This window comes from Ancylomarina subtilis (genome assembly GCF_004217115.1).
GTDB lineage: Bacteria > Bacteroidota > Bacteroidia > Bacteroidales > Marinifilaceae > Ancylomarina > Ancylomarina subtilis.
Genome location: NZ_SHKN01000001.1, coordinates 1,609,557 through 1,626,323 on the forward strand (window position 1 = coordinate 1,609,557; position 16,767 = coordinate 1,626,323).

The 16,767-nt window shown below is 38.0% G+C and carries 13 protein-coding genes; 1 reads left to right on the forward strand and 12 read right to left on the reverse strand.

The window, feature by feature from the left end:
- Positions 1-14: 14 nt before the first annotated feature.
- The 11 genes from EV201_RS06525 to EV201_RS06570 form a co-directional block, all read right to left on the reverse strand.
- Positions 15-1,325 (reverse strand): glycerophosphodiester phosphodiesterase family protein, encoded by a 1,311-nt coding sequence (locus EV201_RS06525; protein WP_130306771.1) that lies wholly within the window; start codon positions 1,323-1,325, stop codon positions 15-17.
- 70 nt (positions 1,326-1,395) lie between these two features.
- Entirely contained in the window at positions 1,396-2,733 is a 1,338-nt protein-coding gene (gene glpT, locus EV201_RS06530) for a glycerol-3-phosphate transporter (RefSeq protein WP_130306773.1), read from the reverse strand.
- 24 nt (positions 2,734-2,757) lie between these two features.
- Entirely contained in the window at positions 2,758-4,284 is a 1,527-nt protein-coding gene (locus tag EV201_RS06535; RefSeq protein ID WP_242610462.1) for a glycerol-3-phosphate dehydrogenase/oxidase, read from the reverse strand.
- A gap of 53 nt (positions 4,285-4,337) precedes the next feature.
- Positions 4,338-4,487, reverse strand: coding sequence for a hypothetical protein (locus tag EV201_RS16370; protein ID WP_164977370.1), 150 nt, complete (start codon positions 4,485-4,487; stop codon positions 4,338-4,340).
- Positions 4,488-4,758: 271 nt separating this feature from the next.
- Positions 4,759-6,258, reverse strand: a complete 1,500-nt coding sequence (glpK, locus tag EV201_RS06540) for a glycerol kinase GlpK (protein WP_130306777.1) — start codon at positions 6,256-6,258, stop codon at positions 4,759-4,761.
- Between the two features lie 305 nt (positions 6,259-6,563).
- Complete coding sequence (locus EV201_RS06545; RefSeq protein ID WP_130306779.1) at positions 6,564-8,126, reverse strand: glycerol-3-phosphate dehydrogenase/oxidase; 1,563 nt, start codon at positions 8,124-8,126, stop codon at positions 6,564-6,566.
- 362 nt (positions 8,127-8,488) lie between these two features.
- Positions 8,489-9,985, reverse strand: a complete 1,497-nt coding sequence (gene glpK, locus EV201_RS06550) for a glycerol kinase GlpK (RefSeq protein WP_130306781.1) — start codon at positions 9,983-9,985, stop codon at positions 8,489-8,491.
- 21 nt (positions 9,986-10,006) lie between these two features.
- Positions 10,007-10,372, reverse strand: coding sequence for a PadR family transcriptional regulator (locus EV201_RS06555; RefSeq protein WP_130306783.1), 366 nt, complete (start codon positions 10,370-10,372; stop codon positions 10,007-10,009).
- A 331-nt stretch (positions 10,373-10,703) separates the two neighbouring features.
- Entirely contained in the window at positions 10,704-12,419 is a 1,716-nt protein-coding gene (locus tag EV201_RS06560) for an acyl-CoA dehydrogenase family protein (RefSeq protein ID WP_130306785.1), read from the reverse strand.
- A gap of 85 nt (positions 12,420-12,504) precedes the next feature.
- A complete protein-coding gene (locus EV201_RS06565) occupies positions 12,505-13,524 on the reverse strand; it encodes an electron transfer flavoprotein subunit alpha/FixB family protein (protein ID WP_130306787.1) in 1,020 nt (339 codons plus the stop codon).
- A gap of 50 nt (positions 13,525-13,574) precedes the next feature.
- Positions 13,575-14,450 (reverse strand): electron transfer flavoprotein subunit beta/FixA family protein, encoded by an 876-nt coding sequence (locus tag EV201_RS06570; RefSeq protein ID WP_130306789.1) that lies wholly within the window; start codon positions 14,448-14,450, stop codon positions 13,575-13,577.
- A gap of 404 nt (positions 14,451-14,854) precedes the next feature.
- On the opposite strand from EV201_RS06570, the gene EV201_RS06575 reads away from it, so the two are divergent.
- Positions 14,855-16,315 (forward strand): carbon starvation CstA family protein, encoded by a 1,461-nt coding sequence (locus EV201_RS06575; protein WP_130306791.1) that lies wholly within the window; start codon positions 14,855-14,857, stop codon positions 16,313-16,315.
- A 60-nt stretch (positions 16,316-16,375) separates the two neighbouring features.
- Here EV201_RS06575 and EV201_RS06580 read toward each other — a convergent pair whose 3' ends face one another.
- Entirely contained in the window at positions 16,376-16,702 is a 327-nt protein-coding gene (locus tag EV201_RS06580) for a DUF3467 domain-containing protein (protein ID WP_130306793.1), read from the reverse strand.
- Positions 16,703-16,767: the final 65 nt, after the last annotated feature.

The window sequence follows — 16,767 nt, forward strand, 5'->3', positions numbered from 1 at the left end:
TATAGATTTAACAATTAGTAGCCTAAGTTGTCCATTACTTCCTGAGCTGTACCCACAACTTCACGGTTCTGATACTTCATTGACAAATCTGTCAAATTAGTAAAACCACCATCGATAAACATATTAGGGTTTACGTCATATCCAAAATCGCCACTAATCTTACGAGCAGGATCGTCAAAACGAGAGACTCCAGCATAAAAATAATCTCCATTGTATTTTCTCAACTGATCTTCAGTATCGAAAGAATAAGCATGAACAAGCATACCAGCACGGTGATACATTTCACACATCCAAGGTTCAGTTAATTCAGGATATCCATTAGGTTTACCGGCAATAGAAGGACCTGCAATATGACAATTGTAATCTACAGAAAAATTAATGAATTCAGCCAATGATTCAATTGAATTGGATGGACGAACGTAAGCAGCACTCTCATCCTCCCAAAGCAACATACATTTAGGTACGCCAGGTAATTCTTTCTCCAATTTCACAACAGACTCACGAGAGAAAGTTTGTAAAATAAAACGACCATTTGTATTTGCTACAGCAACTTTACCAGGAGTTGTTGCAATTGTTTTAGGAGATTTTGTAATATTCCAACCCGCATCAGTTAAAAAATCAGCTAGGTCAGCTTCCATTCCACCGAATAAATATGGCTCTTTAGTCTCAGCATAAACACCCGGACGGTTACCATTATCCTGTGGATCTACTTCAAACTCATAAAATCCAGCCCATAAACCATCTGCATCTATGCGAGTCATATCTTTTACTGGTTCACCAGAAACATCACGTTTAATTCTATAGCCCTCTGCAATCTTTAACACTTCCTCTAGTGTAGAAATTTTTTGTCCTACAAATGACTGACGAGCATTTTCAGGCTTATCAATATTAAACCAAGAACCTGCATCTAATTGACGTAATTCAGCCAAAGTAAAAACACTTACAGGATAATCTTCTTTTCCTGGGAAAATACTTTCGATATTAGATGTACGACGAAGATTTCCATCATGTAAAGCCAACAATACACCATCTTTTGTTCTTTGAAGATCAATCTCCAAATAGTCAGCACCCATATTACGAGCCCAACGGAAAGCAGCTTCAGTTTCTTCAGGGGCCCAGAATGTTGAACCACGGTGAGCAATTACAGCGTCAGGTTTCACATAGTCGCGAACAACCTTAGCCTCTGCACTAAGTTCCTTTAAAGGATAAGTTTTATACAAGTTGTAAGGATTATAATCAGGGGTGTCATCTTCACATCCTGCAAATCCGATGCTAGACAGGATTAGAGCTCCTGCTAACAAATTTCTCACATTTAGACTTTTCATGTGTTTTAAATTTATGGTTAGTAATTATTATTTTTTAAACTATTTAACTAAAAGTGAATCTTTCAATATATTAATGATGAAGACCGTTATGACCATTCTTCTCTTGAATCCAGGAAACACCAATCAGGATAATAGACGCAATACAGGCACCCAAAAGAACAATGAATCCACCATTCCAGCCCCATGCATCAACAACAGCTCCCATAGCGATGTTGGCAAACAAGGCACCTCCCAGATATCCAAACAGACCTGTTAATCCGGCAGCCGTTCCAGCCGCTTTTTTAGGAACCAAGTCCAATGCATGTACTCCAATCAACATCACAGGACCGTAGATTAGAAAACCGATACAAATAAGAGCTATAGAGTTCATTACGATCGACTGACTGAACCAATACATGATAACTGAAACAAAAACCAATACCATGTAAATGATACTCACAGGAGCTCGTTTCCCTTTAAACACTTTATCACTTAAGTAACCACATAATATGGTACCGGGTATACCTGCCCATTCATAAGCAAAATAGGCCCAACCTGTTTCTTTAATTGAAAAACCTTTTGCTTCTTCAAGGTATAAGGGAGCCCAATCGAGCACACCGTAACGAACTAAATAAACAAAAGCATTTGCGAATGCTATTGACCATAGCAACCTGTTTTTAAGAATATATTTCATGAAGATTTCCTTAGCAGTCATCTCCACTTCATATTTTTCAGAATAATTATCAGGATAGTCGTTTTTATACTTCTCAATATTGGGTAGTCCACAAGATTGAGGGGTATCACGAATTAATAACCAGGCAATAAATGCAACGCCAAGCGCAACAAAACCCGGGAAATATAATTTCGACTGCCAGTCAGCAAAAATTGCAACACCTAAAATGGCTAGAGGACCAATAATTCCACCACCGACATTGTGTGCCACATTCCAAATCGACATCTTTGTCCCACGCTCACGGATAGAAAACCAGTGAACCATTACACGACCACATGGAGGCCAGCCCATACCCTGAAACCATCCGTTTAGTAAAAGCAATACAAACATGATCGCAATCGATGACGTCGCAACCGGAAGTAAACCCATCGCAATCATGGTAATTGCTGAAAGGACCAAACCAAAAGTTATGAATCGACGCGCATTACTACGGTCAGACACATTACCCATGATAAACTTACTCAAACCATAAGCTACGGAAACGCCTGATAACGCGAACCCCAACTCAGTTTTGGTGTAGCCCAATGCAACTAAATCCGGCATCGCTAGTGAAAACACCTTTCTTACAAGATAATAACCTGCGTATCCCAAAAATATACCTAGGAATACTTGTAAACGCAATCGTTTGTAAGTCGGGTCAATTTTATTTTCCGGCAGTAGTTCTTTATGTGCCGCCGGTTTTAGAAAACCAATCATATTATTAGATTTTGGGTGAGTATTTTAGTTTAAAACGTAGTTTGCTGCCAAACTTGTGTACTTGTTTATTTGTTTTTCAATCCAGGCTTCATCCTTCCCAAGTTCAATTGCCATTATTGCAGCCACCTCTGGCGCAATTCGGGCACTCTCTCGGGCATCAAGCAATAGAGCACGGGTTCTTCTCGATAAGACGTCCTCTACTGTACGTGCCATTTCGTTTCGAACAGCCCATACAACCTGTGCTTTTATAATTCCAAGGTTCTGGCTTAAGCAAAGTTCCATATCTTTATTTGACTTAGCTAAAGCAAGTATTTTCTCGGAATCAGAACCGTAAAAATAAAGCGAATCTGTTAAATCAACATTTTGTTTCCAACCATGAAGTGGCAATTTACGAGTAATCGATTTCTTTAAAACAAAACCAGCTACTTTGGAAGCTGTATCAACGGTTTCCTCGGCCATTTGCCTGTAAGTTGTCCATTTTCCTCCGGTAATTGTAACCAGTCCGGAATCTGATGTATAAATCTTATGTCCCCTTGAAATCTCTTTTGTTTTCTTTCCTTCCCCGGTTGGAGCAGCCAAAGGTCTTAAGCCTGCAAATACTGATTTTACATCTGAACGTTTAGGCATTTTGGTTAAAAATCGACCAGCTGTTTCAAGAATAAAATCAATCTCTTCATCAAGAGCTTTAGGTTCTAACTCAGCAGTTTCTTTCTGAATATCTGTTGTTCCCACAACCACTTTATTGTGCCAGGGTACTGCAAACAGAACACGACCATCGTCAGTTTTAGGGATCATTATAGCGTAATCATTCGGCACAAACTCTTTATCTAAAACAAGATGTACACCTTGACTAACACAAACAATATCTCTGGATTTTGGTGCATCCATCTTGATAATATCATCAACAAATACACCTGTTGCATTTACGACAACCTTTGCGTTAATTTCAAATTTCTCTTCCGTCTCCTGATCAATAACTGTGACTCCGGAAATGTTCCCATTGGTTTTATTTAAGCCGACAACTTTCATATAGTTGATAGCTGTGCCACCATTCTCAACAAAAGTCTGACATAGGTTAATCCCATAACGCGCATCGTCGAATTGACCATCATGATAGACAACTCCTCCTCTTAATTTTTCTTTAATCAGAGTTGGAATATGCTTTAAGGTCTTTTTTCTGGAATAAGGTAAAGAACGTCCCAAACCTAAACGTCCAGCCATTAAATCATAGGCGGTTAATCCTAAAGTATAGTATGGTTTAACCCACCATTTGTAACTGGGGATAATGAACGATTGATCTTTAACCAGATGAGGTGCATTCTGTTTCATCAAGCCTCTTTCTCTAAGAGCTTCAAGTACAAGAGAGATATTCCCCTGTGCTAAATATCGAACTCCACCATGGACTAACTTTGTACTTCTGCTGGAAGTTCCTTTTGTAAAGTCATCTTGCTCGAGCAATAAGGTTTTCAATCCTCGTGTTGCAGCTTCAACAGCAGCACCTAAACCAGAAGCTCCACCTCCAACTATCACAACATCCCATTTTTCAGACATGTTTTTCAAGTTCAAGATCATTTTTTCACGTACCATTACCATTTTATTCTTCTTTATTGCTTATTACTTACTTGCTTGTTCGAATTTTTAAACGTAGCACCATCTTTTCCATTAAGTTCCCGCTCTAATAAATCGGAGAAATACTTATAAAAACGATCCATGGTAGCATTAAATTCAAATGTAAAATCGTTTTGCTGTTCCATGTTAAAAAAATTTAAGAATACATTTTATAATCAGATACATTGCTATACTATGCATAAAGAGAAAATATATAAGACAGGTTTAAATCATGTCTTATCAATTCTCGTGGAGACAAACTTAAAAAAAATACATAGCTATGCAAAGTATATTTTAATTTTACATACTATTTAGATTGAATCTTAACAACATGACGGAAATCATTAATAATCAATTACATTTTTAAGATTCAAACTCAATATTAAGAATGCTAATAAAACTCCAGATCAAAAAAGATTAGTTTTTCTTTTCCCAATTCTTTGACCGATCTAAAGCTTTGTCCCATCCTTCAATTAATAACTCAGATTCATCTACAGACATTTTAGGCTCAAACTTTCTGTCTATTGCCCACTGATATTGAATCTCTTCAACGCCATCCCAAAATCCAACAGCCAAACCGGCAAGGTAAGCTGCGCCCAAAGCAGTTGTTTCATGTATTTTGGGGCGAGATACAGGAACTTTAAGAATATCAGCCTGAAACTGCATCAATAGATTATTAGCAGCAGCACCTCCATCTACACGGAGTTCATGTATTTTAATATGCGCATCAGACTCCATTGCTTTCAGAACGTCTCTAACTTGAAATGCAATGCCTTCAAGAGCTGCCCTAGCAATATGTGCCGCTGTGGATCCTCTTGTCAAACCAACAATTGTTCCTCGTGCATACTGATCCCAATGTGGCGCTCCAAGCCCTGTCAATGCCGGCACCACAAACACGCCTCCATTATCATCAACCGTTTTTGCCAATACTTCAACCTCGGAGGAGGTTTTGATGATTCCTAATCCATCACGTAACCATTGAACAATGGCACCACCCATAAAAATACTCCCCTCAAGTGCATACGTTGTTTCACCATTAATTTGCCAGGCAATAGTTGTCAGCAAATTGTTTTTAGATTTGACAGGCGTATTGCCCGTATTGCATAACATGAAACAACCTGTACCGTAAGTATTCTTAACAGAACCAGCCTTTAAACACATTTGACCAAAAGTCGCGGCTTGTTGATCACCTGCTACACCCGAAATAGGTACTGCATGCGCGAAAAGCGTACTAACAGTGTGCCCATATATTTCTGAAGATGATTTAACATCAGGAAGCATACTCATCGGTATGTTCAGAAGTTCCAACATCTCAGCATCCCACTCCAATGTTTTGATATTATATAAAAGCGTTCGACTCGCATTGCTTACATCCGTAACGTGAACCTTTCCTTGCGTTAACTTCCAAATTAGCCAGGAATCAATCGTTCCAAAGGCCAATTTTCCAGCTTCTGCTTTTTCTCGTGCACCTTCAACAGTGTCTAAAATCCATTTCACTTTCGTACCCGAGAAATAAGAATCAATTATTAAACCAGTCTTATCCTGAATCATATCAGCATAGCCATCCTTTTTTAATTGATCGCAATATTTAGCGGTACGTCTGTCCTGCCAAACAATTGCATTATAAATGGGCTGACTGGTCTCTCTATCCCAAACAACTGTTGTCTCTCTTTGATTCGTAATCCCAATTCCGGCTATACTTAACCCGTTGACTCCTGCACGAACAATCGCTTCGGCTGCCACACCTGCCTGAGTTGACCAAATCTCAATAGCATCGTGTTCAACCCAACCTGGCTGAGGAAATATCTGAGTCAATTCCTTTTGTGCAGAACTTACAATCTCTCCTCTTTTATTAAAAACAATTGCTCTTGAGCTGGTTGTTCCTTGATCCAGAGATAAAATAAACTTCTCGTTCATATTCGTTAGGTATAAAGGGATGGCTTATTAAATATGCTTACTAAACTCTAATGACTTAGGCAATACAAATCAAATTGCAAATGAAAACGTTTGCATATCAATCAAAAAAAATAGCATTTACATTCAAGTGATCTGTACAGTCCTAAGATAATAAACAAAAGTGTATCTTTTATTAGAGTTTAAGATGAGTGCACATTTCCTGGCACTCATCTTAAGGAATTAATCATATCAGCTAAATGTTTGTGAATATGAAACAAAGGATTTAGTTTAACACCTAATAATCACAAAACAAAAAGCTTCATCGTTTAGTCTAAAACATATCTCAAAGCTAAGGTTCTGTATTTCTCAACTTGATCAGCTTCCCAGTTGGAATCAAAACCAAGTTCCTTTGCTAAAAGTTGAGCCACCTCCGGTGCAATTCGAGCACTCTCTCTGGCATCCAATAATAAGGCTCTGGTTCTTCGTGATAAAACATCTTCAACTGAACGAGCCATCTCATGACGAGCAGCCCAAACAACCTGAGCTTTTATTATTCCCAAGTCCTTACTCAGGTACTTAGCTAAATCCTTATTTTCTTTGGCTAAAGCGAGTATCTTTTCAGAATCAGCCCCATAAAAATACAAGGGATCAGTCAAGTCGACATTCTTTTTCCAGCCGTGAATAGGCATATTCCGTGTAACTGATTTTTTTATTGGATATAAAGACACCTTTGATGCTGCATCAACAACTTCTTCTGCCATCTGACGATAAGTTGTCCACTTACCACCAGTAATTGTTATCAGACCAGCATCCGAGGTATAAATTTTATGCCCTCGCGAAATCTCTTTAGTCTTTTTACCCTCACCTGTTGGTGCTGCCAAAGGACGTAATCCTGCAAATACCGATTTGACATCAGAACGTTTAGGCTCTTTTGCTAAAAATCGACCAGCTGTTTCCAAAATAAAATCAATCTCTTCTTCAAGTGCTCTTGGCTCTAATTCTGCTATTTCTTTTTGAACATCGGTGGTCCCAACAACAACCTTATTGTGCCAAGGCACAGCAAATAACACACGTCCATCATCCGTTTTAGGAATCATGATAGCGTAATCATTGGGAACGAATTCCTTGTCTAAAACAAGGTGCACACCTTGACTAACACAAACGATATCTCTTGACTTAGGTGCATCCATTTTAATAATATCATCAACAAATACACCTGTCGCATTAATAACAACTTTAGCTTTTATATCAATGCGATTACCTGTTTCACCGTCAATTGCAGCAACACCCGATATTTTCCCATTCGCTTTGTTCAAGCCAACCACTTTCATATAATTGATTGCAGTTCCCCCATTCTCAACAAAAGTTTGGCATAGGTTAATCCCGTAACGTGCATCATCGAATTGCCCATCGTGATAAACAACCCCACCTCTAAGATTCTTTTGCTTTAAAGTTGGTATATACTTAAGTGTTCTTTTTCTTGAATATGGCAATGAACGGCCTAATCCCAAACGGCCTGCCATAAAATCATAAACAGTTAATCCTAAAGTATAATAAGGTTTAACCCACCATTTATAACTAGGGATTATGAAAGACTGATCTTTAACCAAGTGAGGTGCATTCTGCTTCATCAAACCTCTTTCTCGCAAGGCTTCTAGAACCAAAGAAATGTTTCCTTGTGCTAAATATCTAACACCACCATGTACTAACTTTGTACTTCTACTTGACGTTCCTTTCGTAAAATCATCCTGTTCCAGTAATAAAGTCTTCATTCCACGTGTTACAGCCTCAAGTGCAGCTCCGAGTCCCGACGCACCTCCTCCTACAATAACAACATCCCATTCCAGATTTGTCTTTTGTATTTCAGAGATCATATTTTCACGTACCATTACCATTCTATTGTTCCTCCCTAATTATTGAGTTAATATCTTTAAGCGTGATTAGATCGTTCTTCAATTTCAGATCTTCAATCAATATTTAATCTTACGACTATTACATTGCCTCATACATTGTATTACTATGTATAAATGCAAAATATATAAGCACACTCAGAAATTCTTTTTTAAGTTGCTTACAATACAAACTTAGAAATAAATACATAGCTATACAAAGTATGTCGTCATGTCTGTGCAATTTAGAATCAATCTACACCAAATACAAGAACTCAAATACTCATTTGAACAAATCCCATTCAACAAAAAAGGGGTGATAATCTATAAATTACCACCCCTTTTATTATCAATAATTGTCTCTAATCGTCTGAATCTAACCATTGTCCCGTTCTCCCAACAGCTCTTTTCCAATACTTTAAAGTTTTATCAACTTTGTCAATCTGCATTTTTGCATCATATACTTCAGTAATTTCCCAATGCGCTTTAATCTCCTCAATATCTTTCCAAAACCCAACTGCTAAACCTGCTAAATAAGCAGACCCTAGAGCCGTAATTTCTTTCACATTAGGACGTACAACAGGGATACCAAGAATATCCGATTGGAATTGCATAATGGTTTTATTCAGAACCGTACCTCCTGCCCGAAGCTGAGTCAATGCATTTCCCGAATCACGTTCCATAGCTTTTAAAACATCCCGAGAACGGAAAGCAATCGATTCAAGTGCTGCACGAGCAATATGTCCAGGTGTCGTTCCCATATTCAATCCCCAAAAAGTTCCTCTGGCATATTGATCCCAATAAGGAGCACCTAAACCCGTAAAAGCAGGCACAATATAAACGCCTCCGTTATCTTTCTCTGAAAGGGCTAATTCTTCAATTTCCTCAATAGAATGAATCAGATTCATCTGATCGCGTAACCATTGTATAACGGCTCCTCCGATAAAAACACTTCCCTCAAGGGCATAGGTAACTTTATCTCCTATTTGCCAGGCAATTGTTGTAATTAAATTATTATTCGAAGTCACAATCTGGTCACCTGTATTCATCAATATAAAACACCCGGTATTGTATGTGTTCTTCACCATCCCCTTCTCAAAACACATCTGGGCAAACAGAGCAGCTTGTTGATCACCACAAATACCTGCAATTGGAATCTCTACTCCAAATAATGACTTTGAAGTCATGCCATACACCTCACTTGAGGTACGTACTTCAGGTAATATATTTTGCGGTATATCTAAGAGTTCTAATAATTCCTTATCCCATTCCAATGATTTGATATTATATATCATAGTACGACTGGCATTCGAAACATCAGTTACATGACAAGCCCCTTTAGTCAATTTCCATATAAGCCAGGAATCTACAGTTCCAAAAGCCAGCTTTCCTTCTTCAGCTTTTTGTCTTGCACCAGGGGTATTATCTAATAACCACTTAATTTTAGTTCCCGAAAAATAGGCATCCAAAATCAGACCAGTTTTATCTTTAATAGTTTGTGCGTAGCCTTTTTCTTTCAACTCATCGCAATACTGGGAGGTTCTTCTATCCTGCCAAACAATTGCATTACCAATCGGTTTCCCCGTTTCCTTATCCCAGAGTATTGTTGTTTCTCTCTGATTCGTGATACCAATTGCTTTAATATCTTCAGCCCTAAGGCCTGCCTTTTGGATTGCCTCTTCAGCAACTGAAGCCTGAGAGTACCATATTTCATTCGCATCCTGCTCAATCCAGCTTAAACGCGGTGAAAACTGTTCAAATTCCTTTTGTGCAATTGAGATGATCTTGCCTGATTTATCGAAGATAATGGCTCTGGATATAGATGTTCCCTGATCTAAGGATAGGATATATTTTTGCATAGCTGTCGATATATTAAATGTTTATTTCAGAGAGTCTGTTTTGTTAAGAATCTTTTCTACTGAAGAGTTGAGTGAACCAACATATTCATTCATAGTACCTAAAATGGCTAATCCATCTTCGGTAAGCTTGTAGTATTTACGAGGAATACCGGATTCCTGCTCGGCCCATTCTGAAGTTACCAATCCTTCTTTTTTCAGTCTATTCAAAAGAGGATAAATTGTTCCTTCAGCAATTTCTAGTGAAGTAAATTGGTTCATATCACTAATGAGTTCGTAGCCATAACACGGGCGTGAACGCAATAGCAAAATGATAATATATTCTAGCAATCCCTTTTTGTATTGGGATTTCCATTTGGCAATAAAATATTCGTTGTTTTCTGATTCCATAGTACCAAAAGATTGTTCATCTCTATATTGAGATATCAATAGATGCAAAGACTATCTGCAACAAAATAGAGCAGATAAAAACTGTGCTGTCTAATTTAATTTGATCAAATCGACCACTCGTTTACAAATATATTATAATAAATTAAACAACATTTAAAGAAAGCTAATCTTTTAAAGAGAGAATTAAGATTGCTTCATATCTTTCGATTTTATCCCATTAATTCATGTCTTTCACTTATCAGTTTGCTTATCTATTAGATTGAAATATTCAGATATTAAAAAGGGAGCCACAATTTGTAGCTCCCTCTATATCTAATGAATTAAATAGGGCTTATTTTTTGAAAATCCCCAAATCCTTCAATTCAGAACTCATGATATAGTCAAGGTGAGCAGCACACTTGGCTTTACCCATCTTAACAAAAGCCTCACATGAAGCTTGATACTTATCGTTACGAGTTGTATCCATTAACATTAGGTAACCCATGATAATGTATCCAGCCATTTCAACCAAACGACGAGCATGGAAATCCAAGAAGTCGTTATGATCTGCAGTCGCATTAATCTCATTAACTCTTGCAACAGCTTTTTCATATCGCTCAGTCATTCCCTTAAGCGTTGTTCTGATGTACTCCAATTGTGGATTTAACTCAGCCTCTTCGTAGAATTTGATTTGAGCAAGATACTGACCTGTTGTAACACCACGAACAGCAGCTACAACTTGCAATTGAGTTGTACCTTCGTAAATATTTGTAATACGGGCATCACGAACCAAACGCTCAATTGGGTAATCTTTCATATAACCCGAACCTGCGTGAATTTGTAATGAATCGTATGCAATCTCGTTACAAAACTCAGAAGCAAATAATTTCAATAGTGGCGTAAACACATCAGCTAAACGCTGGTATTTCTTCATATCGTTTCTCTCGTCTTTATCCAAAGAACGATCCTGAGAAATATGGTAATAAGCTTTATATACATCAACCATACGAGATGTTTCATACAATACAGAACGAGAAGCGTTCAGCTTAGCTTCCATATTTGTCAACATTTCATATACAGCCGGGAATTCAATAATTGCTTTACCGAACTGACGACGCTCTTTAGCATATGCAAGACCTTCACGGTAAGCAGCTTCAGCAATACCCACTGACTGAGCACCCACTCCTAAACGAGCACCGTTCATCAATGACATTACGTACTTGATAAGTCCCATTTTACGAGAACCTACCAATTCAGCAGGTGCATTGGTAAATACCAACTCACAAGTAGGTGAACCAATGATACCCATTTTGTGCTCGATACGACGAACCTTAACTGCCATATGCTTTTTATCGTAAATAAACATAGACAAACCACGACCATCGTTAGTTCCTTCCTCTGAACGAGCCAAAACCAAAGAAACATCACCATCACCATTGGTAATAAAACGCTTCACACCGTTTAGATACCACTGATCTTCGTCAGCATTGTAAGTCGCTTTCAACTGTACAGCTTGCAAGTCAGATCCTGCATCCGGCTCAGTTAAATCCATAGCTGCAGTCGCACCTTTGGCAAAACGTGGCAAATAGTTTTCTTTTTGCTCCTTAGATGCAAATTCGTGAATGGTTTCAGCACAGTCCTGAAGCCCCCAGATATTCGCAAAACCACCATCGGCACGGGATACCAATTCGGCAGCCATTACGTAAGGTACAATTGGGAAGTTCAAACCATCGTACTCACGTGGAAGACTCATCCCGATCAAACCTGCTTTTGTTAAAGCATCATGATTTTCCTGAGTTCCTCTAGCGTAAATAACACGATCATTTACAACCTGAGGACCTTCCTGATCAACACCTTCGGCATTCGGTCCAATAATATCACCACAAATCTCACCTACAATTTCCAGGGTACGATCGTAGCTATCCATAGCATCCTCAAAATCAAGAGGTGCATAGTCATACTTGTCTTTATCTTCGAAGCCACGCTCTTTAAGCGCAACAATTTTTTTCATTAACGGGTGTTCCAGGTGGAACTTCATGTCCTCGTTATCTGTATAGAAATTAGCCATTTCTTTAGATGTATTTTGTAGTAAACTGACCAAAAGTTGGTTCGACCAACACTCCGCTCAACTTACTCGAGTTTGAACTAAATTATTACTTGGTATTCTCTTTGTACTTCTTGATCATCTTAGGTATCACATCAGCAATATCACCTGTAATTACATAGTCAGCAAAGTTGTTGATTGGTGCGTTCTTATCTGTATTGATAGCAATCACCATTGATGACTCTTCCATACCGGCAGTATGTTGAATCTGCCCCGAAATACCACAAGCAATATAAAGCTTTGGACGTACAGTTACACCTGTTTGACCAATTTGGCGCTCATGAGAAGCATAACCTGCATCAACTGCAGCACGAGAAGCACCAACTTCACCACCAATTACATTGGCCAATTCAGTTAGTTTATCGAAATTCTCTTTTGAACCCACACCGTAACCACCTGCTACAATAATACCTGCATTTTTGATGTTTACTTTAGATTTCTCCATGTGACGCTCAATCACTTTCACCACAAAGTCTTCTGAATTCAGGTATTTTTCAACCTCGATATTCTTCACTTTTCCTTTGTAAGCTTCTGAACGAATTTCTTTTTTCATTACCCCTTCACGAACTGTTGCCATTTGTGGACGACAATCCGGGTTGATAATAGTTGCAACAATATTTCCTCCAAATGCAGGACGAATTTGGTACAATAAATCTTTATACTCTTTCTTATTCTTTTTGTCTTCGTGATCACCAATAATTAAACTGGTACAATCTGCTGTCAGACCTGAATGAAGAGCTGAAGAAACACGAGGTCCTAAATCGCGACCGATACTCGTAGCACCCATCAAAGCAATTTGAGGTTTTTCTTCCTGGAATAATTTTACAATGATTGAAGTATGAGGTAAAGTTGTGTATGGGTAAAGACGTTTATCATCTGCCATCCATACAGTATCAACACCATAAGGGATAATTTGTTTTTCAACTCCTTTTAGATCTGCACCAATAACGACAGCTTCAAGATTACACTTTAAATCATCAGCTAACGATCTACCCTTGGTTAAAAGTTCAAGACTTACATCTGCAATCTGTCCCTCTTCTATTTCGCAATATACAAATACGTTGTTCACGGTTCTTAATTTTAAAATTCTACATTGAGATGACTGGTAAAACCAATCGATTAACCAATTGTATGGTTAGCAATTAATTCTTTCATTAGCTCATCCATATCTGCATCGGTAGGCTCAAGCACTTTTGCTTCTTTAGCCTGAAATACAACATTTTCGATAGCTTTCACCTTTGTTGGAGAACCGGTTAAACCTAACTCTTCAGCCTTAGTTTCAATATCGTTAACACTCCACTCGCCAATGTTTAAGTAAGGACGATTGTTATGTAATGCAATATAATCTTCATCAGCGTTTTGCATCTCTGAAACCGCTCTTGCATGCTTGTATTTCATCACAAACTTTGCATTACGAGGACGACAATCAGGAGCAGAAGCATTTACTGTCACAACCATTGGCATAGCACCTTCTACAGTTTCAACACCACGCTCTAAACGACGCTTAACAACAATTTTGCCTTTTTCAGCAGAAATAATATCCTCGGCATAAGTAATCTGCGGGAAAGCTAATTTCTCAGCTACCTGAGGACCTACCTGAGCTGTATCACCATCAATTGCCTGACGACCTGCAATGATAATATCAATATTTTCAATTTTCTTCAAAGCCTGTGAAATAGCATATGAAGTTGCCAAAGTATCAGAACCGGCAAATGCACGGTCAGATAAAAGGAAACCATTATCAGCTCCTCGGTATAAACCTTCGCGGATAATCTCAGCTGCTCGACCTGGCCCCATGGTTAAAAGTGTAATTTCTGTTCCAGGGTATTTATCTTTCAAACGTAAAGCTTGTTCAAGTGCATTCAAATCTTCAGGGTTGAAGATTGCAGGCAAAACAGCTCTATTCACAGTTCCATCAGCTTTCATAGCATCTTTCCCAACATTACGAGTATCGGGAACCTGCTTAGCAAGAACAACAATTTTTAATCCTTTCATTGTTATATGTTTTATCAGTTTATAATCGAATGCTTCCTACTATATCTCAATTTCATTATTTATGAAAACGAAACCATCAGTCTCTTCGATTACAATTTGTTATTATTCGGTTTCAAGCTTTTCTTGAGCCTAAAATCAGGCTTAGCAAATATATGGAATACACTACTTAAAACAAATTTATATAAGCAACTGAAATGGTGGTGTAGAAATCCTTCTTAATCTTTAAATTTCAAAAGATTACGCAAAGTCAATGAGAATAAATCAACTCCCATTTTATTAATATAAATCAGACGATAAGCTCCCCTATTAAAATCTTCTCTAAAAAAATTTAATTCCATCTGTTTCTCCATTTATTATTAATGGTAACTTTAATACCTCTTAATAAACCATAAGTAAATGATCAAATGATTACATTTTTAATCGCAATACTTGCTCTTATTTTAGGGTATTTTATCTACGGAAAATTTATCGAACGTTTTTTTGGGGCTGATGATAGAATTAAAACACCAGCCATTAGACTTAAAGATGATGTTGACTTCATTGTAATGCCAACATGGAAGATGTTCACCATACAATTTCTTAATATAGCCGGCTTAGGTCCTATTTTTGGGGCAATACTAGGCGCATTGTATGGTCCTGTTGCTTATATCTGGATTGTATTGGGTTGTATATTTATGGGTGCGACTCACGATTATTTCTCAGGCATGCTTTCCATCCGTAATAATGGATCAAGTTTTCCTGAAATTGTGGGGAAATATCTGGGGACAGGCTTTCAGAATTTCCTCAGAATCTTCACCATTCTCTTACTGATACTTGTAGGGGTTGCCTTTGTTACAGGACCTGCTGGTCTGCTTAAAGATTTATCAGGAGGTGGTTTCTACTTTTGGCTTTATGGTATTTTTGCCTACTACTTGATCGCAACCCTTCTCCCTATCAACAAAATAATTGGTAAAATCTATCCTTTATTTGGAGCGGCATTATTAATTATGGCTCTGATGATTGCTGGATCTATGATCTTAAAATCATTTGATGGCAGCCTGCATCTGACTGAGATAAGCCTCTCACAATTAAAAAACTTTCATTCAAACCCTGGGGAAAATATCTTATACCCAATGATGTTCATCGTTATCTCATGTGGTGCTATTTCTGGTTTTCATTCAACTCAATCTCCCATGATGGCCCGATGTATGAAAAAAGAAAGCTACGGACGTCCCGTATTTTTTGGTGCCATGATTGCTGAAGGGATTGTTACAATTATCTGGGCAACCGCTGCAATGAATTATTTTGGTGACACACATGCACTCAACAGCACAATGCTTTCCGGTCATAACCCTGCTTGGGTCGTGAATGAGATATGCAGTTCATGGCTTGGTAAAGTAGGTGCAATTTTCGCTATTATTGGTGTCATTGCCTGTCCAATAACAACAGGGGATACGGCCTTTAGAAGTGCGCGTTTAACTATAGCCGATATGCTACATCTTAAGCAAAGCTCAATAAAAAGCCGACTACTTGTCAGTTTACCCTTATTTGCAATAGGTTTCTTACTGTCCCAATTGGAATTTTCAACTATCTGGAAATATTTGGGACTTGCCAATCAAATTCTTTCAATGATCATGCTTTGGACAGGAGCAATGTATCTGGCTTTAAATGATAAAAAGCATTATATTCTGAGTCTCCCGGCAAGTTTCATGACAGCTATTTGCTTCACCTACCTTTTAGTCGCTCCAATAAAAAATGGCGGCTTAAATATGAATACTGATTATGGAATCAGTTTGGGCTTACTAATTGCAATAACAGCTTTCAGTCTATTCAGACTTAGTGTCCGGAAAAAACTAAAAACACAAGAATTAAAAGTTAAATATTAATACGCAAACAAAAAGCGGAGACTTTACAAAATCTCCGCTCTTCTATATATATTTCATTATCTAAGCTTGTCCGGTCGGTCCGAATCCCATTGGAATAATGGGACCTTGTGATCCTTGTCCTCCATCAACATTCTTAATAGGGCCGTTAACAGACTCAAATTTGCTGATATTGTCTTGTAAAGCCAACATCAAACGTTTTGCATGCTCTGGGGTTAAAATCACTCTGGATTTGACATCAGCTTTGGGCACACCTGGCATAATACGCACAAAATCAACAACAAACTCTGAGCTTGAATGCGTAATTACAGCCAAATTAGAATAGGTTCCTTGTGCCACTTCTTCGCTAAGTTGAATGTCTATTTGATTGCTTTTTTTATTGTCTTCCATAATTATATTTTTAGTTCTGTATCAGACGTTCATTTCCTGTCTAATCTTGAAATTGAATTTAGCTA

Excerpts from the sequence above, each read along its gene's own strand:
- EV201_RS06560 (WP_130306785.1), bottom strand. The coding sequence starts at position 12,419 with ATGGCTAATTTCTATACAGATAACGAGGACATGAAGTTCCACCTGGAA.
- EV201_RS06575 (WP_130306791.1), top strand. The coding sequence starts at position 14,855 with ATGATTACATTTTTAATCGCAATACTTGCTCTTATTTTAGGGTATTTT.
- EV201_RS06580 (WP_130306793.1), bottom strand. The coding sequence starts at position 16,702 with ATGGAAGACAATAAAAAAAGCAATCAAATAGACATTCAACTTAGCGAA.
- glpK (WP_130306777.1), bottom strand. The coding sequence starts at position 6,258 with ATGAACGAGAAGTTTATTTTATCTCTGGATCAAGGAACAACCAGCTCA.
- EV201_RS06545 (WP_130306779.1), bottom strand. The coding sequence starts at position 8,126 with ATGGTACGTGAAAATATGATCTCTGAAATACAAAAGACAAATCTGGAA.
- EV201_RS06535 (WP_242610462.1), bottom strand. The coding sequence starts at position 4,284 with ATGTCTGAAAAATGGGATGTTGTGATAGTTGGAGGTGGAGCTTCTGGT.
- EV201_RS16370 (WP_164977370.1), bottom strand. The coding sequence starts at position 4,487 with ATGGAACAGCAAAACGATTTTACATTTGAATTTAATGCTACCATGGAT.
- glpK (WP_130306781.1), bottom strand. The coding sequence starts at position 9,985 with ATGCAAAAATATATCCTATCCTTAGATCAGGGAACATCTATATCCAGA.
- glpT (WP_130306773.1), bottom strand. The coding sequence starts at position 2,733 with ATGATTGGTTTTCTAAAACCGGCGGCACATAAAGAACTACTGCCGGAA.
- EV201_RS06555 (WP_130306783.1), bottom strand. The coding sequence starts at position 10,372 with ATGGAATCAGAAAACAACGAATATTTTATTGCCAAATGGAAATCCCAA.
- EV201_RS06525 (WP_130306771.1), bottom strand. The coding sequence starts at position 1,325 with ATGAAAAGTCTAAATGTGAGAAATTTGTTAGCAGGAGCTCTAATCCTG.
- EV201_RS06570 (WP_130306789.1), bottom strand. The coding sequence starts at position 14,450 with ATGAAAGGATTAAAAATTGTTGTTCTTGCTAAGCAGGTTCCCGATACT.